Below are 23,469 nucleotides of genomic sequence, written 5' to 3' on the forward strand. Positions count from 1 at the left end.
GCGCGACCGCGATCGGCCTACCGTGTAGCAAACGGCCGGCGAAGGTCCGGCCGGCACATCGAGTATGCGAGGTTTCCGGATGCACCCATTCCGCAAGGCCGTGGAGGACCGCGACACCGTCGCCATCGAGGCATTGCTGGCCGACAACGTGGTGTTCACCAGCCCGGTGGCCTACAAGCCGTATCCGGGTAAGCCCATCACCGCGGCCATCCTGCGCGGCGTGCTCCGGGTGTTCGAGGATTTCCGCTACCTCCGGGAAATCGCCGACCCCGCCGGCCGCGACCACGCCCTCGTCTTCGAGGCCACCGTCGCGGGCAAACGTTTGACCGGCTGCGATTTCCTGCATTTCGACGCCGAAGGCAAGATCGACGAGTTCATGGTGATGGTGCGTCCACTCTCGGCGGCGACCGCCTTGGCCGAGGCCATGGGTGCGCAGTTCGACCGGATCCAGAGCGAGGCGATCGCCGCGAGTACGGACGCCCAGTAAGGGACCGACACCGCAACCCTGCCCGATAGGGCCGGTCGATCAGCTGGTGAGCGGCGACCCGTTGGGTTGGAGTGCGGGCCCGACCGCCCGCAGGGTGCCGGGTGTGCGGCCCTTACCCCAGCCGATCTGCGCGCGGTAGCTGCCCAGCAGCCCGCTGCGGACCAGCTCCTCCTGGTCTCCGGCCGCCGAGGATTCCGGTTCCGGGGCGGTGCGGGGAGAGACGAACAGCGCGTCGGCCGGGCAGTTCGCCTCGCACTGGAAGCAGGTCTGGCAGTCGCTGTGCCGGCTGATCACCGGAATACCGTCGGCGCCGCGGTCGAAAACATCGGTGGGGCAGACGGCGATGCATTTGTCGCAGGCGATGCAGCGCTGCGCGGATACGAGTTCGATCACGACGCCACCGCCGCCGGGATCGCCGCCTGTTCGGGCCGCACCCAGATCCGGTCCAGCCCGCCGGTGATCAGCCGATGGTGCTGATCGGGGTCCTGGTCGGGGAAATCGAGCCGTTTCGCCATGCCCCGGGTCTCGGTGCGGGCCAGGGCCGCCCGATACATCCAGCGGGCGTGCGCGGTCATCGCCGCGGCCTGCCGGGTGCGCACCCGCTCCGCGCCGTCGCCGCCCAAGGATTCACGGATCTCCGACCAGAGTGCGTCCAGCGTGATCAGCGATTCGGTGAGCACGCTGCCACGCCGCAAATAGTTCTTGTCGTAGGGCAGGACCTCGCGTTGTACAGCGGCCACCACCTGCCGCGCATCGTGCTCGGTCCGGCGGCCCTCAGGCCGGGCACCCACGTCGCCGATCCCCGTCACTCGGCGGCCCGCCGCACCCGCCCCGAGCGACAGCGCGTACCGGGCGGCCCCGGCGCCCGCCCAGGTGCCCGAGGAAATCGCCCAGGCGGCATTGTGACTGCCGCCGCCGGTGAAACCGCCGCAGATCAGTTCACGGGTCGCGGCGTCACCGGCCGCGTAGAGGCCCGGCACACTGGTACCGCATTCGTCGGTGACGAGCCGGATACCGCCGGTGCCGCGGACAGTGCCCTCGGCGATCAGCGTGATCGGGAACTTCTCGGTGAACGGATCGATGCCGAGCCGGTCGAAAGTCAGGAAGAAATTCGGCTGGGCGCGGCGCATGGCGGCCCGGGCAGACTCGTCGGCCTGATCGATTCGGCAGTAGACCCTGTCGCGCAACAGTTCCGCCGCGATGGGGGACCGGTTGCGGCCGCCGGCCCCCTCGAGCACACTGCCGTCGGCGCGATAGAAGGTGGCGAAATGATAGAACGCCGTCTTGGTCACCGAGGTCCCCTCCGGCGCGATGCCGTAGGCGTTCGAGAATTCCATTCCGGACAACTCGGCTCCGGCCTCGACCGCGAACAGCGCGCCGTCGCCGGTATTCACATCGCAGCCCAGCGCCTTGGACTGGAAAGCGCAACCGCCGGTCGCCAGGACCACCGCACCGGCCCGGACGCGGTAGCTCTGCCCGGCCTGACGCCGATAGCCCGCGGCACCCGCGACCGCACCCGCCGCGTCGACCAGCAGTTCGGTAGCGGGACTGTGATCGAGGATCCGCACACCGGCACGGCGTACTCGGATCCGCATCCGCCGCATGTACTCCGGCCCCTGCAGTCCGTTGCGCAATTGCTTCCCGTCCGGGCCGACCGGGAACGGGAAGCGGGCCTGTTCGGCGAGTTCGTTCAGGCGGTCGTAGGTTTCGTCGAGGACCCGCTCCGACCAGCGCCGATCGGCCAGATAGCCGCCCAGGGCCGCGCGGCTCGCGATCGCGGCCTCCCGCGCCTCCGGGTCCGGCGGGACGTACCACACGCCGGTGCCGGCCGAGGCGGTGGCGCCGCTGGTCCCGCAGTAGCCTTTGTCGGCGAGCACCACGTCGGCGCCGGCGCGGGCGGCGCGGACGGCCGCCCAGGTGGCGGCGGGGCCACCACCGATCACAAGAACATCGGCGCTCAGTTCGTGCACATCCGTCATTCGAATCCCTCTTCCGACGACCGCTCCACCTCGGCGCAGCGCGGGTCACAGTGACGAATGCCAGGCTGCACCCGGGGTCACCCGGCCGACAACGATTGGAATCGCGGATAGTGCAAATCTCGTCGCCCGCGGTCGGCATCGTCATGATCACGCCATGCGTAAACGTGTGCCGGCCTTGCTCTTCGCGCTGCTCGCGGCCGTCTCCCTGGTGTCGGCGTGCGGCGCCCCGTCGGAAACCCGGACGACCGAGGACGGTAGGACGCTCATCCGGTACCAGGGTTGGGCCAGTCAGGTCACCTATCCCGAGCTCGCCGCCGATCTGGGCTATTTCGACAAGGTCGCGCTGGACTGGGTCGGCAATACGACCAGCGGCCCGCAGGACATCCAATCCGCGGCCACCGGTGCCACCGATATCGGCGGCGCGTTCAACGGCGCCGTCGTGAAACTCGCCGCCGCGGGTTCCCCGATCACCTCGGTGATCAGCTACTACGGCTCGGACAAGGAGAACTTCACCGGGTACTACGTCCTGGACAACAGCCCGATCCGCAGTGCCCGCGATCTGATCGGCAAGAAGTTCGGGGTGAACACTCTCGGTGCGCACCATGAATTCGTGGCCCGGGAATGGCTCGCCCGGCAGGGTCTGTCCAACGACGAGATCGCCCAGGTGGAGCTGACCGTGGTGCCGCCGGTGAACGCGGAACAGGCACTGCGACAGGGCCAGATCGATGCGGTCGCGCTGTTCGATATCTGGCGGGACGAGGCGGTGGCCCGGGGCGGGGTCCGGCCGCTGTTCACCGACGGTGACCTGTTCGGTGCGTTCAGTTACGGCACCTATATCGTTCGCGACGACTTCTTGGCCCGCAACCGCGAGGCAGTCGCCGATCTGACCCAGGGCACCGCCCGTGCGATCCGCTGGGCCCAGACCACACCGCGCGACCAGGTGATCGCGAAGTTCAAGGACATCATCACCCGCCGGGGACGGGAAGGCGAGAGCCCGGAGAAGGCGAACTACTGGAAGAGCACCGGCGTCGCGGGGCCCGGTGGTGTCACGCGCGAGCAAGAGATCCAACTGTGGATCGACTGGCTGGTCCGCAACGGTGAGGTGGATCGCGGGAAGCTGATCGCGAAGGATCTCTACACCAACGAGTTCAACCCCTATGCCAACGGCACCTACCCGGAGAACGCCGGACCCGACGGCAAGGTGGTCGGATAGCGCGCGGCCGAGCCGAACGGATGACATCCACCTGGACAACGCTGCGCCCGCTGCTGCCCACCGTCTTCCTCCCGTCCGCGGTGTTCGGTATCGGCCAGGGCGCCGGTTCCCCCGTGATCGCCCTGACCGCTCGGGATCTCGGCGCCTCGGTGGGCGTGGCCGGGGTGATCGTGGCCCTCGTCGGGCTCGGCGCGGTACTGGGCGATCTCCCGGCAGGCCGGGTCGTCGCCCGGTTCGGCGAGCGGCGCTCGATCATCGCCGGATCGCTGATCGGCACCACCGGGGTGCTGCTGTCGCTGCTGGCCTGGACACCCGCGGTGCTGGCGGTCGGCGCCCTGCTCACCGGGGTGTCCAACGCGGTATGGGGGCTGGCCCGGCAGAGCTATCTCGCAGAGGTGGTCCCGGTCGAGATGCGGGCCCGGGCCATGGCGACCTTCGCGCTGATGTGGCGGCTGGGCTTTCTGATCGGCCCGTTCGCGGGCGCACTGGTGATCCTCGGGGTGGGCATCCGCGGCGGGTTCGCCGTACAGCTGGCCGGTGTGATCGTCTCCGGTTATCTGATGTCGCGGGTGCCCGATCCGCCGCGCGCCCACGACGCACCGGCCGGTGGGGTCCCGCTGGGGACGATCCTGCGCCGGCACCGGCGGCTGCTGGCGACGCTGGGCGCCGGATCGCTGCTCATGGGCGCGGCCCGCGCCTCCCGGGAGGCGGCGCTTCCGCTGTGGGCCGACCATATCGGCCTGGACGCCGCGTCGGCGTCGCTGGTGTTCGGTATCGGCGCCGCGTTCGACCTGCTGTGTTCGTATCCGGCCGGGCAGCTGATGGACCGCTACGGCCGCCGGTTCATCGCGGTGCCGTCGCTGCTGATCATCGCGCTGTCCTATTTCCTGCTGCCGCTGGCCCATGATGTGTGGACCATCGGCGCGGTGGCCGTGATCATGGGGATCGGCAACGGTTTCGGTAACGGCGTGATCATGACTCTGGGCGCCGATGTGGCGCCGGCCGCCACCCGCGCGGAATTTCTGGCGGCGTGGCGGCTCACCCACGATTTCGGCATGTTTCTCGGGCCGTTGGCCGCGGGGGCCGCGGCCACCGTGGTAGCGCTCGGCGTGGCGGTGGCGGCCCTGGGCGTGGTCTCGGTGACCGGTGCGACGGTGATGTTCCGGTACATTCCGCGATTCGTCCCGGTTCCCGGTCGCCACGCACCCGACCTGGTCGCGCGATAGCCCGCGCGCTCGACCGGGGCAGCAGTTGCGGAGGCGGGTGTATCGCCGACGCGAGGATGGTCGCCGCTGGTGATGGACGCTCGATCCGGGTCACCCGCGCGGGACCGCGCCTCGGTCCGCCGGCAGCGGTGGTGTGGGCGGAAAGGCGACCGGTAGCCGGGCGAGGGTGCGGTGCAGCGGGCCCGGCCGCCAGACCAGTTCCGTCACCGGCACCGCGAGCCGTAGCTCGGGCAGCGCGTCGAGCAGCTGATCGATGGCCTCCTGCGCGATCAAGTACGCGGTCGGCTGGGCCGGGCAGGCGTGCGGACCGGCACCCCAGGCCAGATGCGACCGGTTGCCGGTGTGATCACCGGTCCCGATCTCCGGATCTTTGTTGCACCCGGCGAGGCTGATCACCACCGGCCGATGGGCCGGCAGCCAGACGCCGTCGACCAGGACGGGCCGGCGCGGATAGGTGACGCTGGCATTGGGCAGCGGCGGGTCGTCGAACAGCACATCGTCGAGCGCGTCCCGGGTCGACAGCGCGCCGCCGAGCATTTCGTCGGCGAACCTGTCGTCGGTGAGGATCAGGCACAAGGTGTTGATGATCAGGCTCTGCATCGGCCCCATACCGACGCCGTAGAGGGAGATCACCTGATGGGTCATCTCTGTCGGGTCGAGCGCCGCGGGGTGGCGCAGGAGCCGGGTGGTGACATCGTCGCCCGGCGCGGCGCGTTTGGCGTCCACCAGTTCCTGCACCGCCTCGCCGAACATCAGGTTGCCCTTCTCCGAGTCGACGCCGTCGAAGATGGCGGCGGTCGCGGCGGCGGCGCGGTCGCTGATCTCGGGTGGGCAGCCGAGCATCGCGTTGATGACCTCGAAGGTCAGTGGGAACGCGTACTGGGCGACCAGATCGGCCGAGCCCGACTCGCAGAACGTATTGATCAGGGGCGCCGCGAAGCGTTCGACGGTAGCGCGCAGACGGTGCAGGTCCACCCCCGCCAGCGCCGCGGTGACAGCGCCCCGGTAGCGCGTGTGCTCGGCGCCGGCACTGCGCGGTGCGTTCGGCCGGTACTGCAGTACCGGCAGTACCGGGCAGTCGGCGGGGACGGTTTCCTCCCAGTGGCGGGGGTCGGCGGGAAAACGGTCCGGGTCGTTGAGAATCCGTAGCGCGGCGCGGTATCCGATCACCAAGGTGGCGGGGACGCCGGGTGCCAGCTCCACCGGGACCAGGGAACCGTGGCGTGTGCGCATCTCCTGGTAGGCGCGGTGCGGGTCGGCGGTGAATTCGGCGGAATACAGCGGGAATCGCTGTTCGTCGCCTCGGCCGGGTCCCAGGGGCGATGGCACGGGGTCTGGCTGCGTGATCATGGCGTGCTCCAAGCATATCGGCAGCCAACGGCATGGCGATCGAGAGGCGTTGGCCCGGAATGTGTTTCGGCCGGTCCGCGACGCTGCGGGCACCAAGATGATAGGTCGATCGCCGCCGGATAGATTGCGCCCGGGTTGCCGTAGCTGGGCACAGTGATCATCGACTTTCGGCAGTCGGTGACATATCGTCGATTTGCGGCGAGAGTAAAGATATGGCGCGCGATACGGAGTGACTCATGGGCAAATTGGACGGCAGGATCGCATTCGTCACCGGCGCCGGGCGCGGCCAGGGCCGCTCTCACGCAGTACGTTTCGCGCAGGAGGGCGCCGATATCATCGCCGTCGACACCACGGCCGAGGTCGCCAGTGTTCCGTACCCGCTGGCCGATGCGGCCGACCTCGCCGAGACGGCCCGCCTGGTGGAGGCCACCGGTCGCCGTATCGTCGCCCGGGACGCCGACGTCCGTGATCTCGCCGCCCTGACCGCGGCGGTCGACGCGGGGATGGCGGAATTCGGCCGGCTCGATATCGTCGTCGCCAACGCCGGAATCTCCAGTCCGGCCCCGACCCTGGAGATGAGCGAGGATGTCTGGCAGGACATGATCGACATCAACCTCACCGGGGTGTGGAAATCGCTCAAGGCCGCCGTGCCGCACATCATCGCGGGCGGCCGCGGAGGCTCGGTGGTGATCACCAGTTCGCTGGCCGCGTACCACGCCAACGAGAACACCGCGCACTATGCGGCATCCAAGGCCGGGCTGGTGATGCTGATGAAGGTGCTCGCCAAAGAACTGGCCCCACACGATATCCGGGTGAACACTGTGCACCCCACCACGGTCGCTACCCCCATGATCCTCAACGACGCCACCTACCGCCTGTTCCGGCCGGATCTGCCGAACCCGGACCGCGCCGACTTCGAAGAGGCGGCCCGCACCCTGAACCGGCTTCCGGTGGTCGCCCTGGAACCGGAAGACATTACCGCCACGGTGCTGCATCTGGTGTCCGACGACGGTCGCTACATCACCGGGACCACCCAGCGGATCGATGCCGGTGGGGCGCTCTGACCGGCGACCGGCAGTAGGCGGCCCGCTGCGGTTCCACGGCCCCGCAAGAACTTCGCAAGGTTTTCTCGAGCGCGCCCGATAGGTTTGCGGGTATGACACACGGAGTTGTCCGCCGGGTGCTGCTCGGCGCGGGGTGGTGTGCGCTGCTGGCCGGGACCCTCGGCCTGGCCCTCCATCTCGGCGGCTGGCAGCGGCGGGAACTGATCCTGCTGGCGGCGGGAGCGACGTATCTGATGCTGGGCGCCGTGGCCGCCCTGCTGCTGTTCCTGGCCGCCCGCGGATGGCGTAGCGCGGTGGCGGCGGTGATCGTGCTCGCCGGTGTGCTGTGGACCCAGCTACCGCTCTTCGTTGCGGACAGCCGCGCCGCGACCGGCGCCGAGCTGACCGTGCTGCAATCGAATCTGCTGTTCGGCGGGGCGGACACGACCGCACTCGTGACCGCGGTCCGCGAGCGCGGAGTCGACGTGCTCACCGTGGACGAACTCACCCCCGAGGCGGTTGACGCCCTGACTGCGGCCGGTCTCGGTGCTCTGCTCCCGTACAACTATCTGGATCCAGGGCCCGGGGGCGGCGGCACCGGTATCTACAGCCGGTTCCCGCTCTCGCAGCCGGTGCGGCACCAGGAGTTCGTTCTCGGCAACCTGTCCGCGACGCTCACCCACCCCGCTCTGGGATCTGTCGCGATCCACGCCTTCCACCCACTTCCGCCGACAGCGGACGCCGACGTCTGGGCGAAGGAGATGAGCGCCGTCGACACCATACTGCGTGAATCGAGGGGACCGGCGGTGGTCGGCGCCGACTTCAACGCGACCAGTGACCACGCGGCCTTCCGCCGCCTGGTGAGCGGCGATTTCGCCGCCGCCGCCGAACAGGCCGGTGCGGGTAGGCTGCTCACCTATCCGGCCGACCGCACCTGGGGCCCGCTGATCGGTATCGATCATATTCTGGTATCCGGCGGCACCACCGAGCACATCAGTACATTCACCCTCGCGGGTTCGGACCACCGCGCCGTCGTGGCGCGCCTCCGGCTCGCCCCCTGATCCGCCACCGCGCGGTCGCCCTTCCCCCGAAATATCAGGAGAGAACATGTATTCCGGCACCCGTCTGCGCACTGTCACCGGCACTGTGGTGATCGCTCTCGCGGCCGGCCTCGGTGCGGTCGCCTGCAGCAGCGACCGCTGGTGCGAATTCGACGCCACCGATACCAAGGTCGCCGATTCCTATTGCGAGAAAGGTACTCCCGGCTACGAATGGGAGCCCGACAGCGACGGCAAGAACAACAGCAAGAAGAAGCCCAGCAAATCCACCACCTCCAAACGCCCTCACTGAGCGGGCGCGGTCGCGGGTGAATCGGTTGTTCTCTCGCCGGATAGTCACCGGGCGATGAGGCACCGGCGGAGAAGGTTCGCCTCGGGTACGGCCGAGGTCCCCGCTTCGGCGTAGGTCTGTTCCCGCAGCCCGCTCCGGCATGGCATACAGACCGTGTTCCCGGCCCTTTGCGACGGGCTCTCTGCCACCCGGCCCTTCACCGCGCGCCCCGGGCGCGGGTGCCCGCCGGCGACTGGTCCGGCATCCACCCAGGACTGTTCGCGCTGCTGTACTGCCTGCTGTTCATATCGCCGCGCCGCCGAAGCCATCGCCCCGACACCGCGGCGACGGCCGGGCGGCCGCCGTGGTCGCACCCGGCCTGCCGGCCCACGCGGCCACCCCTTTAGGACCGGCGTTCTCGTGATCAGCATGTGGCCGGCGACGCTGGGGACTGCAGTTCGCCGGCGCGCCGGCGGTGCCCTTCGGTGCCGCGCCGGCGTGTTCGTCCGGGCGGCATGGGTCGCGGGATCCGACCGATATCGATAGCCGGTGGGCATCGATTTGACGCCGTAAAATAGACTCACCGGTGTTTCGGATTTCGGAGAGGTTGCCGGTGTCGCGGGTCCCGCACGAGTACATCGCGTTTGCGAGCCGTCTGTCCGGCTACGTGCAGACCTATGTCCAGAAGATCCGCGTCGAGGTCGACGGTCTGATCGGGCTGGGTACCGGGGTCGGCCCGGGGAGGCTGGTGACCGAGGATGCCGTGGCAGCGGAGCGGATCCCCGGGCATGGGCAGGCGGGCGTCGAGGGGCGGGCCGGTTCGGAAACCGCGGCCGGGCCCGGCGAGGCCCAGTCGCGGGCGGACGCGGAGAAGACGACCCCGGCTCGGCCGGATCGGCGGCGGGTGGCCGAGATCGTGCGCGCGGCGGGAGCCGATAGCGGGAATTTCGGTGTCGGCCGGGCCGGTCGGGCCGAGGCGGATGCCGCCGGACTGGTCTGGGTGGGGCTCGAGGCCAGGCCGTTTCCCTACAACGGCACCCATCGCTGGGTCAGCGCAGACGGGTTGCGGCAGTATCGCCCACCCCAGCAGAAACCGTCCGGGCGGGGTGTGGAGGCCAATTACGAGTCGCGGTCGGAGACCGGCCGGCACTGGGAGAGCAACGCGCATCTGGAGATCGAGGAGCGGTGATGAGAGCGGAACTGAAGGGAATGCACAGTCCGGATGTCGATCTCGCGGATCCGGATGCTGTGAGCGCGGCCGGTGCGGTGCTGGTGCAGTTGATGATCGGCCCGGCGGGCGGAGCGGGGGAGGAGGCGTTCGATCTCGTCATCCGGAAGTCGAGTGAGGGCGAGGCGGATGCGGGCAGGCGCGGGTTCCGGCCGGCCGACCATGCACTCGTGCTCGACCGTATCGAGGCGGCAGAGGTCCGCCGCTACGTCGAGGATTTCCTGAGTGATCTGGAACGTCCGGCTTGGGATGCGCTGGCCCGGGCGATCGGCCGGGTCGCACGGTGGGAGTTCGCGGGTTATCGGCGTGCCCGCGACACCGGCGTGTAGGTCCCGGCGGGCGCGCTTCCAGGGCCGGCCCGTTCCGGCGGCCGGTGACCTACTGTTCCGGGCGAACTCGCTCTGGAGGCGCTCGGCTTCTGTCGATAGCGGCGGCCGATGATTGCGATTTGCCACCACAACGTAGGCTGACCAGCGTTTCGGATGTGTGAGAGGCTGCCGGTGTCGCGGGTCCCGTACGAGTATGTCGCGTTCGCGAACCGCCTGTCTGTCTATGTCCAGACCTATGTCCAGAAGGTCCGAATCGAACTCGACGGTCTGATCCGAACGGGTACCGGGGTCGGCCCGGGGAGGCTGGTGGCCGAGGATGCCGCGGGAGCGGAGCGGATCCCCCGGGGCGGGCCGGTCGGCACCGAAGGCCGGGCCGGTGCGGAGGCCGCGGCCGGACACGGCGCCGCGACACCGCGGGCGGACAATGAGCACACGACACCGGCTCGGCCGGATCGGCGGCGGGTGGCCGAAATTGTGCGCGACGCGGGAGCCGATAGCGGGAATTTCGGTGTCGGCCGGGCCGGTCGGGCCGAGGCGGATGCCGCTGGACTGGCCTGGGTGGGGCTCGAGGCCAGGCCGTTTCCCTACGGCGGTACGCAGGGCTGGGTCAGCGCGGACGGACTGCGGCAGTACCGCCCGCCCCAGCGGAAATCGATCGAGCGAGGTGTGCAGGCCAATTACGAGTCGCGGTCGGACACCCGCCGGCACTGGGAGAGCAACGCGCATCTGGAGATCGAGGAGCGGTCATGAGAGCGGAACTGAAGGGAATGCACAGTCCGGATGTCGATCTCGCGGATCCGGATGCAGTGTGCGCGGCCGACGAGGCACTGGTGCAGTTGATGATCGGCCCGGTGGGTGAAGCGGGGGAGGAATCGTTCGATCTCGTAGTTCGGACTTCGCGTGGCAGCGGGGAAGACACGCTCGGTCCCGGGTTCCGGCCGGCCGACCACGCGCTGGTGCTCGACCGTATCGATACCGCCGAGGTCGGCCGCTGGATCGAAGGTTTCCTGCGCGATCTCGACCGTCCCACCTGGGATGCGCTGGCCCGTGCGATCGGCCGGATCGCACGCTGGGAATTCGCTGACTATCGACCCGCCCGCGGCGACGCCGGCGCGTAGGTTCCGGCGATCGGTGGGTGCTCGCCCGCGACCGCTGTCCGGCTCGTTCCGAAGGCCGGTCACCCGCTGCTACGGGCCTCTCGTAGGCATGATCCAGGGCGGCGCAATCTCTCGTCGATCGCTCTCGACGATGTCGGAGGGGTTGGAATTTGCGCCGTCATACCCGTGCGCAGGCCGATATCGGGGCATATCGGGCCGTGTCGGAAGAGCTGCGGGGAAACGGGTAGCCCGGCCCTTCCGATCGGCTCAGGCGGATTCGGCGAAATTGTCCGCGGTCCAGATCTCGGCCAGCTCCTCGAGGGGCAGTTCGAGAACGCGGCTCAGGGAGACGACCGTGCCGAAGCCGGGTGAGGGGAGGCGGCCGGTTTCGATCTTGCGCAGAGTCTCCGGGGAGATACCGGCCGCGCGGGCGACCTCGGCGAGGTCGCGCCCGTCGCGGGCGGTGCGCAACCGGATTCCGAGGCGGCGGCCGGCGTCGATCTGGGAGGCGGTGAGGGGCAGGCGGACCATGCCTCCACTGTAAAGAGTGGTATTAATGTACCGCAATGACGGTATATAAATACCATTGATGTCGGAGGTTGTGATGGTGGAGCTGAAATCGCCCGAGGAGATCGAGCGGATGCGTGTCGCGGGGGCGTTCGTGGCCGAAATCCTGGCGGAACTGCGAGCGGTCGCCGCGGTGGGTGTGAACCTGCTCGATCTGGAGATGATCGTGCGCGAACGGATCCGGCAGCGGGGCGCGGTGTCGTGTTACTGGGACTACGCGCCCTCGTTCGGACGCGGTCCGTTCCGTAATACGGTCTGCCTGTCGGTCAACGACGCCGTCCTGCACGGGCTGCCCTTCGACTACGCGCTGCGCGACGGTGATGTGCTGACGGCGGATCTGGCGCTGAGCATCGACGGCTGGGTCGCCGACGCCGCCACCACCGTCATCGTCGGCACCCCCGTCGCCGCGGATCTGCGTCTGGTACGGGCCACCGAGGAGGCGCTGGCCGCGGCGATCGAGGCCGCGCAGCCCGGCAACCGCATCGGTGACATCTCCGCGGCGATCTCCGCCGTCGCGGCTGCGTACGGCTACCCCGTGAACACCGAATTCGGCGGCCACGGGCTCGGGCGGACCATGCACGAGGACCCACACGTCTCCAACGCCGGACGCCCGGGCCGCGGCTTCCGGCTGCGGCCCGGGCTCACCCTCGCTCTGGAACCGTGGTTTGCCGCGACCACCGACCGGATCGTCACCGATCCCGACGGCTGGACCATCCGCTCGGCCGACGGCTCCCGCACCGCCCACTCCGAGCACACCGTCGCGATCACCGCCGACGGGCCCCGGGTGTTGACCACAGCGGCATGACCGAGCAGCGGCCCGGCGCGGCGATCGACTGCGTCCTACGAGGAAGTTCGATGTCTCCGGCGGCGCCGGAGGAAGCGCCGGCCCTCTGTTCGCTTCTCGATGTCCTCGTAGCCTTCTTTTCGCAGTCCCACGCGGTAGACATGGTTCATGCCCAGACGCCACATCCGCCCCGCCCCCGGGAGCTTGTCGATGGCCTTCAGCAGGGGTCCGGGCCGGCGGCCGTCTGTGGTCGTGGCCACCTGCTTACCTACCAGGGCCATCAGGTCCGGTACCGCACGACGGTCGACGAGCGCATCCGAGGTCCACAGGCGCGAGCGCACCACGGCGTCGTTGTCGACGACTTCGGCATCCTCGACGTCGATGAGAAGGGCCGCGTGCGGGACGACCCCGCGCAACGCCACCGTCTCCAGCAGTGTGTGATCGTCGGTGATCGAGCCACGGCCACGCCCGTGCAGCACGCCACTGCGTCCCGGGACGAGCGCGGCGAACGAGAGCCGGTCGTCCTGCACCAGATTGTGGAGCGCGTCGGCGCGTTTGTTACCTCGGCGATCCGGGATGGCCAGTGTGTGGCCGTTCAGCATCCGTGCCACTGCCTGCCGGTCCCCGCGTGGGCTCGTATCGCTGCCACCGCAACGATCCCACGTGGACAATGCGAGAAAAGGTGACGCGGCCAGAAACTGCGCGACGACGGGCCGGGAGAGTGGGCCGCGGCCCTCTACTTCGACCGCCGTCGCCGCCGTCGGGACCGGCGGCTGCCACAGGCGGGCCCGCAGGACGGCCTGCGCGCAGTGCACGTAGACCTGATCGATCTCGACAGTGGCGTGCGCGCCCTTCCGCGCCACCACCGAGCCGTTGACGCGCAGAACCTCGCCGATACCGGGCATCAGGAAGAAGAACGAAGCCGGGCCCTGTGGAGCAGCGGACTCGTTCAGGGAGAACGTGAACCGCGTATCCGACCGTACCCGCACGAATCCCGGCGTACCGCCGATGAAGGTGGTCCGGCTGATGCCATCCGCGGCCCGGTAACCGAAGGCCGCGATCGGGCAGTGCACGAGCACATCCCGGCAGCCTTGATCGAGAAGAGCGAGCTGCTTGAGCATGACCACCTTGGCCGGCCGGCCGACAAGCCTGTCGACTTCCTCCACGGTCGTCAGTCGGTGAAGAGACCGCACCGAACTGTCGCTGCGCACCTCTTCCGTAGCGGAAGAGGACTTGTTTCCGCAGGTCACTACACTATTGTGAGAAATTGTTCAGCTTCTTGGCTACTCGCTTTTCGCGCCCAGGAGGAGGATCCGGATGCCGTCGTCCGGTCGTCGTCTCGACCCGCGCCGCAAGCCTCGCCAGGTGCGCGCAGAACTCACCCGCGAACGCATCGTGACCGCCGCTGCTCACGTTTTCGCCGAGCACGGCTACGCCGCCGGCACCACCAACCGCATCGCCGAACACGCCCGCATCTCCATCGGCTCGCTGTATCAGTATTTTCCCAACAAGGACGCCATCCTCACCGAATTGCTGATCCAGCACATCGACCGCGGTAGATGGAAACAGGCCGACCAGCTCGACCTGTCCCCTGGAAGTCTGCGGGGGGCGGTCGGGGCGCTGGTCCACGATGCCATCGACAATCATCGCGACGACCCGCGTCTGCTGCGGATCATGATCGAGAAAGCGCCCGTGTCGCAGGACCTACTCGACACCATCGACCGGCACGGAAAGGTCCGCATCGGCCAGGTACGCGAACTCCTCGCCGCGCATCCCGATGTCCAGGTGCCGGACATAGACACCGCTGCCGAGCTGATCACACTCACGGTGGAAGTCAACACGCACAAACTCATGGCCGACCCACGTGCGACGGCGACCGAGACGGTGGAGAACGAGCTGGCGGACATGGTGACCCGGTACCTACGTGGAGACCCGTAACCGCTCGACAACACACTCGTTGTCCGGGCTCAGGTCGCCCGGCTCACCGACGACATGTGGAAGTCCGGGATCCGCAGCGGTGGCATGGCGGTGCGGGTGAACCAGTCCTTCCATTCCCGCGGCAGCGTGAGTTCGGTGGCCCCGGCCTCGGTGGCGCGGCGCAGCAGGTCGAGCGGGCTCTCGTTGAACCGGAAATTGTTCACCGCCGCGGTGACCACTCCGTTTTCCACCAGATACACACCGTCGCGAGTGAGACCGGTGAGCAGCAGGGTGGCCGGATCGACCTCGCGGATGTACCAGAGGGTGGTGAGCAGCAGACCACGTTCGGTGCGCGCGATCATCTCGTCCAGTGTCGCGGCGGAACCGCCGGTGAGCAGCAAATTCTGTACCGGGACGGTAGGGGAGGCGTCGTAGTCGGCGGCGGTGGCGCGCGGATACACCAGATCGGCGATCGCGCCGTCGCGCAACCAGTCCACCCGCGGCGCGGACAGCCCGTTGTCGAACACCGATACCGTCTCCGACGAGGCCGATGTGGCCACGAACGGCAGGCACTGCAATCCAGGCGCCGCGGGATCGGAGGAGAGCGTCAGCGGGATATCGGTGAGCTTCTCGCCGACCCGGGTACCGCCCGCGGCGGCGAACGCCGTATGTCCCTCCTGGGCGCCCCGGCCCTCCATGGACCAGTACATGTAGATGAGCAGATCCGCCACCGCCGACGGCGGCAGCAGGGTTTCGTACCGTCCGGCGGGCAGCTCCACCCGCCGCGCCGACCAGTCCAGCCGCCGGGACAGTTCGGCCAGCAGGCCGGGGGTGTCCACATCGGTGAAATCGGTGGTGCCCGCGCCCACCCAGGCACTGGCCGGCTCCGCCCCGTCGCCGCGCTTACCGTTGATCTCGATAGACCCGGTGGGCTGGGTGTAGCGGCGCCGGACACCGGTGGAGGTGCCGAGCCAGGTGGTCTGCACCTGATGGTGCGCGAAACCGTAGAGCCGGTCGCCGCCGTCGAAACCGGTGGCGAGATCGGCGGCGAGCCCGGTGAACACATCGATCCCGGTGGTCGCCGGAGTCTGCTCCCAATCCGGTGCCGCCGGCACCGCGTCCGCGTCCAGCAGTGGCATGGCGTCGCGGGCCGGTTCGGCGGATCGGGCAGCCTCCTCGCTGGCCCGCACCACGGCCTCGATATCGGCGGGGTCGACGCTGGTCGAGGCCACGCTGCCGACACGTGCCGAGCGCGGCCCGTCCCGGAACACCGAAATAACCGACCAGCGCCGTGAGACGGAGGCGCCGTTGGTGGTCATGGAATTGCCGGCCCAGCGCAGCGAGGCCTCGTACTCGTCGCTGACGATCACGATCGCCTCGTCGGCCCGGCTCGCGCCGAGGGCCCGCTCGACGACCGCCCCCGCGGGCAGGGCTCCCACACCGATCACCGTCATCGTCGCGCCTCCGTCCGGGTGTTGAGGACGTTCACCCCGCGTACCAGCACCGACGGGCAGCCGTGACTGACCGCCGCGACCTGGCCGGGCTGGGCCTTACCGCAGTTGAACGCACCGCCCAGCTGCCAGGTCGACGGTCCGCCGACCGCCTCCATCGAACCCCAGAAATCCGTGGTGGTCGCCTGATAGGCGACATCGCGCAATTGGCCGGCCGGCTCACCGTTGCGGATGCGGAAGAAACGCTGCCCGGTGAACTGGAAGTTGTAGCGCTGCATATCGATCGACCAGCTCTTGTCGCCGACGATATAGATGCCGTTGTCGACCCGCGAGATCAATTCCGCGGTACTGGTATCGGTGTCGGGATCGGGCTGCAGCGAGACATTCGCCATCCGCTGGATCGGTACATGGTGGGGGGAATCGGCGTAGGAGCAGCCGTTGGAGCGGTCCAGGCCCAGTCGCGGCGCGAACACCCGGTCGAGCTGGTAGCCCACCAGTACCCCGTCACGCACCAGATCCCAGCGCTGACCGGCCACTCCCTCGTCGTCGTAGCCGACGGTGGCCAGCCCGTGCGGCTGGATCCGGTCGGCGGTGACATGCATGACCGGAGTGCCGTAGCGCAGCGTGCCCAGCAGATCCGGGGTCGCGAACGAGGTGCCGGCGTAGGCCGATTCGTAGCCGATCGCTCGGTCGTATTCGGTGGCGTGCCCGATGGATTCGTGGATGGTGAGCCACAGGTTGGTGGGGTCGATCACCAGATCGGTAGGGCCCGGGGTGACGGTCGGCGCCTTCACCTTCTCGGCCAGCCACTCCGGGATCCGGGCCAGTTCGGTCTCCCAGTCCCAGACCCCGTCGGCGCCGGTGACGTACTCCCAGCCGCGGCCGACCGGGGGCGCCAGGGTGCGCATGGTCTCGAACGCGCCGGAGGCGGTATCGACGGTGATCGCCTCCAGTTGCGGGTGCAGGCGCACCCGCTGCTGGGTGATCGAGGAACCGGCGGTGTCCGCGTAGTAGGTCTGCTCTTTGACCTGAAGCAGTGACGCGGTGACGTGGTCGACGCCGTCGGCGGCGGTCAGCCGGCCCGAATAATCCTGGAGCAGCGCCACTTTGTCGGCCGAGGCCACGGTGAACGGATCGATGCCGTAGTCGGAGATCCAGCGGGCGTTGTCGTAGCGGGGTTCGTCGGCGAGTTCGACGCGTTCCCGGTTCAGGTCGCGCAGAGTGGTCGCCACGGTCACCGCGGACCGCGCGACCTCGGCCGCGGTCTCCCGGGTCAGTGCCGCGTGCGAGGCGAAACCCCAGGTGCCGTCGACGATGACACGGACCGCGAAGCCGAGTTCGACGGTATCGGTGAGTGCCTCCACCCGGCCGTCGCGTAACCGCAGTGTCTGGGTACACAATCGGTGCACCCGCAGATCGGCGTGCTCGGCCCCGGCCGCGCGGGCCGTGGTCAGCGCCGACTCCGCCAGCGCCGCGAGCGGTAGATCCGCGAACTCCGGATCGATATCGTGCCCGGACGGTAGGCCGCCCGATTCGGTGGAGGATGTCGCCGTCACCCTGCACAACTTAGTCTGCCGCACCGGATCGCGGGTGGTGCGTTCAGCCGAACTGCTGCCAGCCCAGCCGGATCACCATGGCCACCACAACTACCAGCAGCACCGCGCGCACGAATTCCGCGCCGCGGTCCAGCGCCATGCGCGAACCCAGTACCGCGCCCGCGATATTGGCCAGCGCCATCGCCGCGCCCAGTGCCCACAGCACATGCCCGGTGGCACCGAAATAGATCAGCGCCCCGATATTCGAGCCGCAGTTGATCACTTTCGCCATCGCCGCCGCCCGCACGAACTCGGTACCGAGCAGGGTGGCGAACGTGATGATCAGGAATGTCCCGGTGCCGGGTCCGAGCAGCCCGTCGTAGGCGCCGATCAGACCCGCCGCCAGTGCCACCACCAGCACTACCTTGCGTCGCGACGGGGGATGGGTGGCCAGGGTGATCCCGATCGAGGGGCGGGCCGTGACAAAGATCGCCACCCCGATCAGTACCACCAGCACGATCGGGATGAACAGGTCGCGATCGATGAGCGCCACCGCCGCCGCGCCCGCCGCCGCGGTGATCGCCGCCAGCACGGCGGCGGGTATCAGCAGCCGCCACTGGAGCGGAACCTTCCGGGCGAAAGTGGCCGCCGCCGTGGCGGTGCCCGCCACCGCCGCCAGCTTGTTGGTGCCCAGCGCGGTCTGGGGGGCGAGGCCTGGCGCCACCAGCAGCAGGGTCGGCAGCACGATCAGACCGCCACCACCCACCACGGCGTCCACCCAGCCGGCGGCGGCCGCGGCCGGCAACAACATCAGCCAGTCGGTTACATCCACCCGCTCAGCAAACCAGACGGTCCGCAGGTCGAGGTCACCCGCTGGCGCGTCCCACCCGGGACCGTCCTCCTAGGCTGGGCGGGTGCGCCGGTTCATTCTGTGGCTTCGAGACAATCCCGTCGTCGCGGATTCCGCGCTCGCGGCGGCGCTGCTGGTGTTCGACCTCGCCATGGCCCGCGACAGCACCCACCTCGCCGCCTTCGTAGTGTTCTCGGTGCTGATCCCGCTTCCGATCGTGCTGCGCCGGATCTATCCGCGGGCCATGGCGGCGACCTTCATGGGACTGTCGATCTGCGCCAGTACGGTCGGCTACCTCGTCGGTGACCCCACCGGGCACGCCGCGCTGATCGGCCACGGAGTCATGCTGTACACGCTGGTGGCCTATGTCGGCCGGCGTGCCGGTCTCTGGTATGTGCTGGCACTGGTCGCCGATACCGCCTACGGGATGGCGCTGCTGAGCGGTTTCCGGGCCGGAGACCTGGCCTTCGTCTCGGTGTTCTTCGCCCTGTGCTGGGCGCTCGGCGAGTTCACCGCCGCCCGCCGCGCCTACGACGCGGAAGTGGCGGCCCGGCTTGCCGTCGCCGACTCCGACCGGGAACGCCGCGCGCACGACGCGGTCTCGGCCGAACGCACCCGCATCGCCCGGGAACTGCACGATGTGGTCGCGCACGCGGTGAGCGTGATGATCGTCCAGGCCGACGGCGCCCGCTTCGCCCTGCGCACCGATCCCGACACCACCGAACAGGCGCTGGTCACCATTGCCGCAACCGGACGCGAGGCGCTGCGCGAACTCCGCCGCACCGTCGCACTGCTGCGCACCGAACACGCCCCCGACGAAGTCCCCCAGCACGGGACGGCGGGGCTCGCGGCGGTGGTGCAGCTGATGCGGGACGCGGGCCTGGCGGTCGAACTGGAACTGGCCGGGGAACTGGACGGCGTCGCCCCCGAGATCAGCCTGGGTATGCACCGCATCGTGCAGGAAGCGCTGACCAACACCCTCCGCCACGCCGGCGCCCATCCGAAGGCGTGGGTGCGGGTGCGGCGGCACGCCGACCACATCGAGGTGGAGGTCGTCGACTCCGGCGGGGTCCCGGTGCGGCCCGAGGATCGGATCGAGGGCAGTGGCCTGGGGCTGGCCGGGATGCGCGAACGGATGGCGGTGCTCGGCGGCACTCTGGAGGCCGGGCGCCGGACCGACGGCGCCTGGCGGGTGTATGCGCGGATTCCGCTGTCGGCACCCGAGCGGGAATAGGCGCCGGCCGCCACTACATTGGAATCCGTGCCGATCACCGTGCTCGTTGTGGACGACCAGGAACTCATGCGCGTAGGACTCAAGATGGTGCTCGGCGCACACCCCGATATCGAGGTGGTCGGCGAAGCCGACAACGGCGCCACCGCGGTGGCCCGGGCCGCGGAACTGACCCCCGATGTGGTGCTCATGGACGTCCGGATGCCGGTGGTGGACGGGGTTACCGCCACCGGGCGCATCCTCGAGGCCGATCACGGCGCCCGCGTCCTGGTGATGACGACCTTCGATCTCGACGAGCACGCCCTGGGCGCGCTGCGCGCCGGCGCGAGCGGATTCCTGCTCAAGGACACCCCGCCCGAAGACCTGATCTCGGCCATCCGCAGTGTCGCGGCCGGAGACGCGGTAGTGTCGCCGAAGGTCACCAAACGCCTCCTCGACCGGCTCATCGCCGAAGAACCCACGCCTTCGCGCGACCCCGAGATCCTCGAGGTGCTGACCGCCCGGGAACGCGAAGTACTCGAAGAGATCGCCGCCGGGCGGTCCAATGCCGAGATCGCGGGCCGGCTGTTCCTCTCCGAAGCCACGGTGAAGACCCACGTCGGCCGGGTACTGACCAAACTGGGTTTGCGGGACCGTGTGCAGGCGGTGGTGCTCGCCTACGAAACCGGTGTGGTGCGCCCGGGCGGCTGAGTGAGCGGCACCGGGGCGACCGAGATCCCCGATCCGGTGCTACGGCCCGGATCCGGGACCCGGGCCGAGTTCCCGGCCGCGGGCCGGAAGCCGGGCGATCGACGGTTCCGGGAGCAAATCGGACATCTCGTTCGTTGTCCGGGTAGCCCGACCGAAAGGTTCGCCCATGCCCGTCCTCGGTTTCCTCGTCTATCTCGTAGCCGAGATCGCCGTCTTCGCCGCCGCCGTCGCCTGGCTCGGTGCCGTTCCCGCCATCGTGTTGCTCATCGCCAGCTCCGCCGCGGGCATGCTACTGCTCGGTTCGCAGTGGCGCCGGGTCGGCGAACAGTTCCGTCGCGCCTCGCGCGGTGAGATCACCCCGGGCGCCGCCGTCGCCGACGGCGCGCTGGTGGGTGCGGGCAGCCTGCTGATGTTCGTTCCCGGCCTGGTCACCTCGGTGGTGGGGCTGCTGATGCTCATTCCGCCGACCCGCGCGCTGTTCCGTCCGGTGCTGGCGGCCCTGGCCGCGCGCCGGGTCGCGAAGATCGCCGCGGCCGCACCGTATCGTCCCACGGTGATCGATGCCGATGTCGTGGACGGTGTCGTGGTGAGCGAGTGGTACACCGACGAGCGGCCGGCGAGAAATATCCTGGAAAAGCGGCTCCCGCCGGCCGAACAGGGCCGGATCTAGGAATCGTCGGCCATGCGGTACTCGCCCCGTTCCAACCGGTCGAGCACACCGGCGGTCCAGCCGGTGAGATTGTCGAAGACCCCGCTCCACAGTTCGAGCAGATCGGTGGCGTGCGGGGGCTCGTAGCGGCCCGGATAATCGCCGACCATGGCCAGCAGGTCGTCGCGGATCGCGCGGCTGCCCGCGCGTTGTTCGCGTAGTTTCGCGATCACGTGGGCGCGCGGCAGGGCGTCCATGAACGCGATGCCGGCTCCGAGTTCCTCCATGTCCACGCTGGTCAGCGCCGCGTCCATCCGCTCCAAGAATTCGGCTTCGCCGGCCGGGGTGAGTTCGAAAAGGGTCCGGCCCGGCCCCCGGCCGCCGTCCTCGGTGCCCAGGGTGCGGAGCTTGCCTTCCTGGGTGAGCTGTTTCACGGCGTGATAGATGGAGCCGGGCTGCACATTGGTCCAGGTATCGGCGCGCCAGGACAGCAATTCGCGGCGCACCGCGTAACCGTGGGTCGGTTGCTGCCGCCGTGCCACCCCGAGAACCAGCAACCGTACCGCCGCCATCGTCGCTCCTTCCGTCACCGGAACAGTACGGTACTCAAATTTGACTTCCGATCGCCGAACGTCCTAACCTCGGCTAGTCAAACTTGACTATTGGGAGGGTTCTCATGGGAGATACCGCGGTACCGGTGCTGCCCACACGCGATCTGACCCGCACGCTCGACTTCTATCGGGCGCTCGGTTACACGGTCACCCACGAACAGACGAAGCCGTACGTTTACGGCGCGGTCTCGGCGCACGACTGCGACCTCCACTTCACCTCCGCTCCCGTGGGACAGGTGGTCAGGGGGGAGGCGGGTTGCCTGATGATGGTCGACGATGTCGCCGACCGGCACCGCCGCTTCAGCGCCGCGCTGCGGGAACGGTTCGGGCGGATTCCCGCACAGGGGTCAGGGCGGATCACCAGGTTCCGTACCGGTCAGACCAGGTTCAGTCTCATCGACCCGGACGGCAACTGGGTGACCTATATCTCCCGGACGGAGCCGATGGAAATCGAGTACGGGGGATCGGCGAAACTGACCGGCCTGGCCCGGGTGCTCGACAACGCCCGGATCCTGCGCGATTCCAAGAACGACGACAAAGCCGCCGAACGGGCGCTCGAGTCCGGGCTGCGCCGCCACGGCGCGAAGGCCGGCGTGCTGGACCGGGCGCGCGCCTTGGCGGCGCTGGCCGAACTGGCGATCGCGCGCGGAAACCCGGACAAGGCCGCCGAGCGCCGCGCGGACCTGGTAGCGCTCGGGCTGACCGACGCCGAACGAGCGGAACTCGCCGCCCAACTCGGCGCGGCAGACGATCTGGAGGAATGGCTGCGGCCACAAGCCGACTGACCAGGCAGGCCGGGCGGGTTCGCTACCCCCGCCCGGTCGTTCCGGCTCCGGTGGCAATCCCGCCGCGACCGGAGCCGGACGGCGGCCGTTTATTCCGGGGTGGCCGGCTCGGCCCGTGGGGTCACTTCGATTCCGACAGTGCCCGACTTCCCGCGACGCAGAACGCTGCCGAAAACCACCAGGGGGCCGGTGAACCGGTACTTGCGGCGGATCAGGCGGCGGACCCGCGCACTGCCTGCGGCGTCCAGGACACGGCCGGTGCCGTGGACGACCGCACCGCGCGGGGTGCCCTTGTAATCACACGGCTGCAACGTCACCTCCGGGTTGCGCCGCAGCCTTTTCACCTTCCAGCTGTCGGTGACGGTCCAGACGTAGAGCTTGTCGTCCTCGGCCACCGCCCACAGGGGCGTCGGCACCGGGGTGCCGTCCTTGCGGAAGGTGGTGAGCAGAACGTAGTCGGCGGTACCGACCGCACCGAGCGTGTTGACCATGCAGGCAGCGTAATTCGCCGCGGCCGGGCAGGTGCCCCAACGCTCCCCGCGGTCCCCCGCGCCCGGGTGACCCGGCGCCGTCTCGGACCCACGCCGCCCGGGTCGCCCGGACCGGCCCGCGCGACCCGGGCGGTGGTGCGGCAGACTGGACTCCCGTGAGTACGCAGCTGCTGGTCGGAGGCCGGATCTACAGTTCGAGTGCGCCCGATGCCACCGCCCTGGCGGTGACCGACGGTGTCGTCGTATGGCTCGGCGCCGACCATGTAGGACGCGCCCTGCATCCGGACGCCGAGGTCATCGAGCTGGACGGCGCTTTCGTGACGCCCGCCTTCGTGGAACCCCATCTGCACACCACCGCGCTCGGCCTGCAACTCTCGGGCCTCGACCTCTCCGCGGCCCGCTCGCTCGACCACTGCTTGGAGCTGGTCGCCGGATACGCCGCCCGTCACCCCGACGGCGCGATCCTGGCCGACGGCTGGGACGAGACCCGCTGGCCGGAGGGCCGGCCGCCGACGGTCGCCGAGGTGGACGCGGCCGCCCGACCCGGGCAGGCGGTGTACCTGGCGCGGGTGGACGCGCATTCCGCGGTGGCCTCCTCGGCTCTGCTGGACGAAGTGCCGGGGTTGC

27 protein-coding genes are annotated in these 23,469 nt (G+C 69.3%); 17 read left to right on the forward strand and 10 right to left on the reverse strand.

The features are described from left to right. Positions 1-79: 79 nt before the first annotated feature. Positions 80-487, forward strand: coding sequence for a nuclear transport factor 2 family protein (locus tag NS4_RS25885; RefSeq protein WP_063062102.1), 408 nt, complete (start codon positions 80-82; stop codon positions 485-487). A 39-nt stretch (positions 488-526) separates the two neighbouring features. On the opposite strand, the gene NS4_RS25890 is transcribed toward NS4_RS25885, so the two are convergent. Together NS4_RS25890 and NS4_RS25895 are read right to left on the reverse strand one after the other, a co-directional pair. Further along, positions 527-880 (reverse strand): 4Fe-4S dicluster domain-containing protein, encoded by a 354-nt coding sequence (locus NS4_RS25890; RefSeq protein ID WP_063062103.1) that lies wholly within the window; start codon positions 878-880, stop codon positions 527-529. Beyond that, on the reverse strand, positions 877-2,466 hold the full coding sequence (locus NS4_RS25895; RefSeq protein ID WP_063062104.1) for an FAD-dependent oxidoreductase: 1,590 nt from the start codon (positions 2,464-2,466) through the stop codon (positions 877-879). The genes NS4_RS25890 and NS4_RS25895 overlap by 4 nt, the downstream gene beginning before the upstream one ends. A gap of 154 nt (positions 2,467-2,620) precedes the next feature. Between NS4_RS25895 and NS4_RS25900 the strand changes: the two genes are divergently transcribed. Both NS4_RS25900 and NS4_RS25905 read left to right on the forward strand, forming a co-directional pair. After that, on the forward strand, positions 2,621-3,679 hold the full coding sequence (locus tag NS4_RS25900) for an ABC transporter substrate-binding protein (RefSeq protein WP_063062105.1): 1,059 nt from the start codon (positions 2,621-2,623) through the stop codon (positions 3,677-3,679). Between the two features lie 20 nt (positions 3,680-3,699). Then, the gene (locus NS4_RS25905) at positions 3,700-4,905 is read left to right on the forward strand and encodes an MFS transporter (RefSeq protein ID WP_063062106.1); all 1,206 of its coding nucleotides are present in this window, start codon (positions 3,700-3,702) and stop codon (positions 4,903-4,905) included. A gap of 90 nt (positions 4,906-4,995) precedes the next feature. On the opposite strand, the gene NS4_RS25910 is transcribed toward NS4_RS25905, so the two are convergent. Continuing rightward, the gene (locus NS4_RS25910; protein WP_063062107.1) at positions 4,996-6,255 is read right to left on the reverse strand and encodes a cytochrome P450 family protein; all 1,260 of its coding nucleotides are present in this window, start codon (positions 6,253-6,255) and stop codon (positions 4,996-4,998) included. Between the two features lie 236 nt (positions 6,256-6,491). On the opposite strand from NS4_RS25910, the gene NS4_RS25915 reads away from it, so the two are divergent. The 7 genes from NS4_RS25915 to NS4_RS25945 all read left to right on the forward strand — a co-directional run bounded on the left by NS4_RS25915 (position 6,492) and on the right by NS4_RS25945 (position 11,302). Further along, positions 6,492-7,319, forward strand: coding sequence for a mycofactocin-coupled SDR family oxidoreductase (locus NS4_RS25915; protein WP_063062108.1), 828 nt, complete (start codon positions 6,492-6,494; stop codon positions 7,317-7,319). A gap of 92 nt (positions 7,320-7,411) precedes the next feature. Then, the gene (locus tag NS4_RS25920; protein WP_084487717.1) at positions 7,412-8,359 is read left to right on the forward strand and encodes an endonuclease/exonuclease/phosphatase family protein; all 948 of its coding nucleotides are present in this window, start codon (positions 7,412-7,414) and stop codon (positions 8,357-8,359) included. Positions 8,360-8,405: 46 nt separating this feature from the next. Further along, positions 8,406-8,648, forward strand: coding sequence for a hypothetical protein (locus NS4_RS25925; protein ID WP_063062109.1), 243 nt, complete (start codon positions 8,406-8,408; stop codon positions 8,646-8,648). Between the two features lie 592 nt (positions 8,649-9,240). Beyond that, positions 9,241-9,816 carry a hypothetical protein gene (locus NS4_RS25930; protein WP_063062110.1) on the forward strand — a complete coding sequence of 192 codons (576 nt, stop codon included), beginning with the start codon at positions 9,241-9,243 and terminating at the stop codon, positions 9,814-9,816. Beyond that, positions 9,816-10,184 carry an Imm8 family immunity protein gene (locus NS4_RS25935; protein ID WP_063062111.1) on the forward strand — a complete coding sequence of 123 codons (369 nt, stop codon included), beginning with the start codon at positions 9,816-9,818 and terminating at the stop codon, positions 10,182-10,184. Before NS4_RS25930 ends, NS4_RS25935 begins: the two co-directional genes overlap by 1 nt. Positions 10,185-10,355: 171 nt before the next feature. Then, positions 10,356-10,934 carry a hypothetical protein gene (locus NS4_RS25940; protein WP_063062112.1) on the forward strand — a complete coding sequence of 193 codons (579 nt, stop codon included), beginning with the start codon at positions 10,356-10,358 and terminating at the stop codon, positions 10,932-10,934. Beyond that, positions 10,931-11,302 carry an Imm8 family immunity protein gene (locus NS4_RS25945; RefSeq protein ID WP_084487718.1) on the forward strand — a complete coding sequence of 124 codons (372 nt, stop codon included), beginning with the start codon at positions 10,931-10,933 and terminating at the stop codon, positions 11,300-11,302. The genes NS4_RS25940 and NS4_RS25945 overlap by 4 nt, the downstream gene beginning before the upstream one ends. Before the next feature lie 246 nt (positions 11,303-11,548). Here NS4_RS25945 and NS4_RS25950 read toward each other — a convergent pair whose 3' ends face one another. Next, the gene (locus NS4_RS25950) at positions 11,549-11,812 is read right to left on the reverse strand and encodes a helix-turn-helix domain-containing protein (RefSeq protein ID WP_063062114.1); all 264 of its coding nucleotides are present in this window, start codon (positions 11,810-11,812) and stop codon (positions 11,549-11,551) included. Between the two features lie 73 nt (positions 11,813-11,885). On the opposite strand from NS4_RS25950, the gene map reads away from it, so the two are divergent. Further along, positions 11,886-12,653 (forward strand): type I methionyl aminopeptidase, encoded by a 768-nt coding sequence (map, locus tag NS4_RS25955; RefSeq protein ID WP_063062135.1) that lies wholly within the window; start codon positions 11,886-11,888, stop codon positions 12,651-12,653. A gap of 35 nt (positions 12,654-12,688) precedes the next feature. Here map and NS4_RS25960 read toward each other — a convergent pair whose 3' ends face one another. Next, positions 12,689-13,753 carry a PNPOx family protein gene (locus NS4_RS25960; RefSeq protein ID WP_157106244.1) on the reverse strand — a complete coding sequence of 355 codons (1,065 nt, stop codon included), beginning with the start codon at positions 13,751-13,753 and terminating at the stop codon, positions 12,689-12,691. 196 nt (positions 13,754-13,949) lie between these two features. On the opposite strand from NS4_RS25960, the gene NS4_RS25965 reads away from it, so the two are divergent. After that, positions 13,950-14,570: a TetR/AcrR family transcriptional regulator gene (locus NS4_RS25965; RefSeq protein ID WP_063062116.1), complete on the forward strand. Its 621-nt coding sequence runs from the start codon at positions 13,950-13,952 to the stop codon at positions 14,568-14,570. Positions 14,571-14,599: 29 nt separating this feature from the next. Here the strand turns inward: NS4_RS25965 and NS4_RS25970 are convergent, their stop codons facing one another. The 3 genes from NS4_RS25970 to NS4_RS25980 all read right to left on the reverse strand — a co-directional run bounded on the left by NS4_RS25970 (position 14,600) and on the right by NS4_RS25980 (position 18,367). After that, a complete protein-coding gene (locus tag NS4_RS25970) occupies positions 14,600-16,003 on the reverse strand; it encodes a TldD/PmbA family protein (RefSeq protein ID WP_063062117.1) in 1,404 nt (467 codons plus the stop codon). Further along, positions 16,000-17,505 (reverse strand): TldD/PmbA family protein, encoded by a 1,506-nt coding sequence (locus NS4_RS25975; RefSeq protein WP_174552134.1) that lies wholly within the window; start codon positions 17,503-17,505, stop codon positions 16,000-16,002. The genes NS4_RS25970 and NS4_RS25975 overlap by 4 nt, the downstream gene beginning before the upstream one ends. Before the next feature lie 94 nt (positions 17,506-17,599). Further along, positions 17,600-18,367 (reverse strand): TSUP family transporter, encoded by a 768-nt coding sequence (locus NS4_RS25980; RefSeq protein ID WP_063062119.1) that lies wholly within the window; start codon positions 18,365-18,367, stop codon positions 17,600-17,602. An 82-nt stretch (positions 18,368-18,449) separates the two neighbouring features. Here NS4_RS25980 and NS4_RS25985 point away from each other — a divergent pair, with 82 nt between their 5' ends. From NS4_RS25985 to NS4_RS25995, 3 genes are all read left to right on the forward strand, one after another. After that, a complete protein-coding gene (locus tag NS4_RS25985; RefSeq protein ID WP_063062120.1) occupies positions 18,450-19,619 on the forward strand; it encodes a sensor histidine kinase in 1,170 nt (389 codons plus the stop codon). Positions 19,620-19,646: 27 nt separating this feature from the next. Further along, on the forward strand, positions 19,647-20,306 hold the full coding sequence (locus NS4_RS25990) for a response regulator (protein ID WP_063062136.1): 660 nt from the start codon (positions 19,647-19,649) through the stop codon (positions 20,304-20,306). Positions 20,307-20,472: 166 nt separating this feature from the next. After that, complete coding sequence (locus tag NS4_RS25995) at positions 20,473-20,976, forward strand: FxsA family protein (RefSeq protein WP_063062121.1); 504 nt, start codon at positions 20,473-20,475, stop codon at positions 20,974-20,976. Here NS4_RS25995 and NS4_RS26000 read toward each other — a convergent pair. Beyond that, complete coding sequence (locus NS4_RS26000) at positions 20,973-21,527, reverse strand: PadR family transcriptional regulator (protein WP_063062122.1); 555 nt, start codon at positions 21,525-21,527, stop codon at positions 20,973-20,975. The genes NS4_RS25995 and NS4_RS26000 overlap by 4 nt on opposite strands. 104 nt (positions 21,528-21,631) lie before the next feature. Here NS4_RS26000 and NS4_RS26005 point away from each other — a divergent pair, with 104 nt between their 5' ends. Next, a complete protein-coding gene (locus NS4_RS26005) occupies positions 21,632-22,351 on the forward strand; it encodes a DUF8817 family protein (protein WP_063062123.1) in 720 nt (239 codons plus the stop codon). Between the two features lie 89 nt (positions 22,352-22,440). Here the strand turns inward: NS4_RS26005 and NS4_RS26010 are convergent, their stop codons facing one another. Beyond that, on the reverse strand, positions 22,441-22,842 hold the full coding sequence (locus tag NS4_RS26010) for a PPOX class F420-dependent oxidoreductase (protein WP_063062124.1): 402 nt from the start codon (positions 22,840-22,842) through the stop codon (positions 22,441-22,443). Positions 22,843-22,997: 155 nt separating this feature from the next. Here NS4_RS26010 and NS4_RS26015 point away from each other — a divergent pair. Beyond that, a partial coding sequence (locus tag NS4_RS26015) for an amidohydrolase family protein (RefSeq protein WP_157106245.1) occupies positions 22,998-23,469 on the forward strand: 472 nt, incomplete at its 3' end.

Source organism: Nocardia sienata NBRC 100364 (genome assembly GCF_001613205.1).
Classification (GTDB): Bacteria; Actinomycetota; Actinomycetes; order Mycobacteriales; family Mycobacteriaceae; genus Nocardia; species Nocardia sienata.

Coding starts and splice junctions, on each gene's coding strand:
- NS4_RS25885 (WP_063062102.1), top strand. CDS start 80: ATGCACCCATTCCGCAAGGCCGTGGAGGACCGCGACACCGTCGCCATC.
- NS4_RS25895 (WP_063062104.1), bottom strand. CDS start 2,466: ATGACGGATGTGCACGAACTGAGCGCCGATGTTCTTGTGATCGGTGGT.
- NS4_RS25900 (WP_063062105.1), top strand. CDS start 2,621: ATGCGTAAACGTGTGCCGGCCTTGCTCTTCGCGCTGCTCGCGGCCGTC.
- NS4_RS25905 (WP_063062106.1), top strand. CDS start 3,700: ATGACATCCACCTGGACAACGCTGCGCCCGCTGCTGCCCACCGTCTTC.
- NS4_RS25910 (WP_063062107.1), bottom strand. CDS start 6,255: ATGATCACGCAGCCAGACCCCGTGCCATCGCCCCTGGGACCCGGCCGA.
- NS4_RS25915 (WP_063062108.1), top strand. CDS start 6,492: ATGGGCAAATTGGACGGCAGGATCGCATTCGTCACCGGCGCCGGGCGC.
- NS4_RS25920 (WP_084487717.1), top strand. CDS start 7,412: ATGACACACGGAGTTGTCCGCCGGGTGCTGCTCGGCGCGGGGTGGTGT.
- NS4_RS25925 (WP_063062109.1), top strand. CDS start 8,406: ATGTATTCCGGCACCCGTCTGCGCACTGTCACCGGCACTGTGGTGATC.
- NS4_RS25935 (WP_063062111.1), top strand. CDS start 9,816: ATGAGAGCGGAACTGAAGGGAATGCACAGTCCGGATGTCGATCTCGCG.
- NS4_RS25945 (WP_084487718.1), top strand. CDS start 10,931: ATGAGAGCGGAACTGAAGGGAATGCACAGTCCGGATGTCGATCTCGCG.
- NS4_RS25950 (WP_063062114.1), bottom strand. CDS start 11,812: ATGGTCCGCCTGCCCCTCACCGCCTCCCAGATCGACGCCGGCCGCCGC.
- map (WP_063062135.1), top strand. CDS start 11,886: ATGGTGGAGCTGAAATCGCCCGAGGAGATCGAGCGGATGCGTGTCGCG.
- NS4_RS25960 (WP_157106244.1), bottom strand. CDS start 13,753: ATGCTCAAGCAGCTCGCTCTTCTCGATCAAGGCTGCCGGGATGTGCTC.
- NS4_RS25965 (WP_063062116.1), top strand. CDS start 13,950: ATGCCGTCGTCCGGTCGTCGTCTCGACCCGCGCCGCAAGCCTCGCCAG.
- NS4_RS25970 (WP_063062117.1), bottom strand. CDS start 16,003: ATGACGGTGATCGGTGTGGGAGCCCTGCCCGCGGGGGCGGTCGTCGAG.
- NS4_RS25995 (WP_063062121.1), top strand. CDS start 20,473: ATGCCCGTCCTCGGTTTCCTCGTCTATCTCGTAGCCGAGATCGCCGTC.
- NS4_RS26000 (WP_063062122.1), bottom strand. CDS start 21,527: ATGGCGGCGGTACGGTTGCTGGTTCTCGGGGTGGCACGGCGGCAGCAA.
- NS4_RS26005 (WP_063062123.1), top strand. CDS start 21,632: ATGGGAGATACCGCGGTACCGGTGCTGCCCACACGCGATCTGACCCGC.
- NS4_RS26010 (WP_063062124.1), bottom strand. CDS start 22,842: ATGGTCAACACGCTCGGTGCGGTCGGTACCGCCGACTACGTTCTGCTC.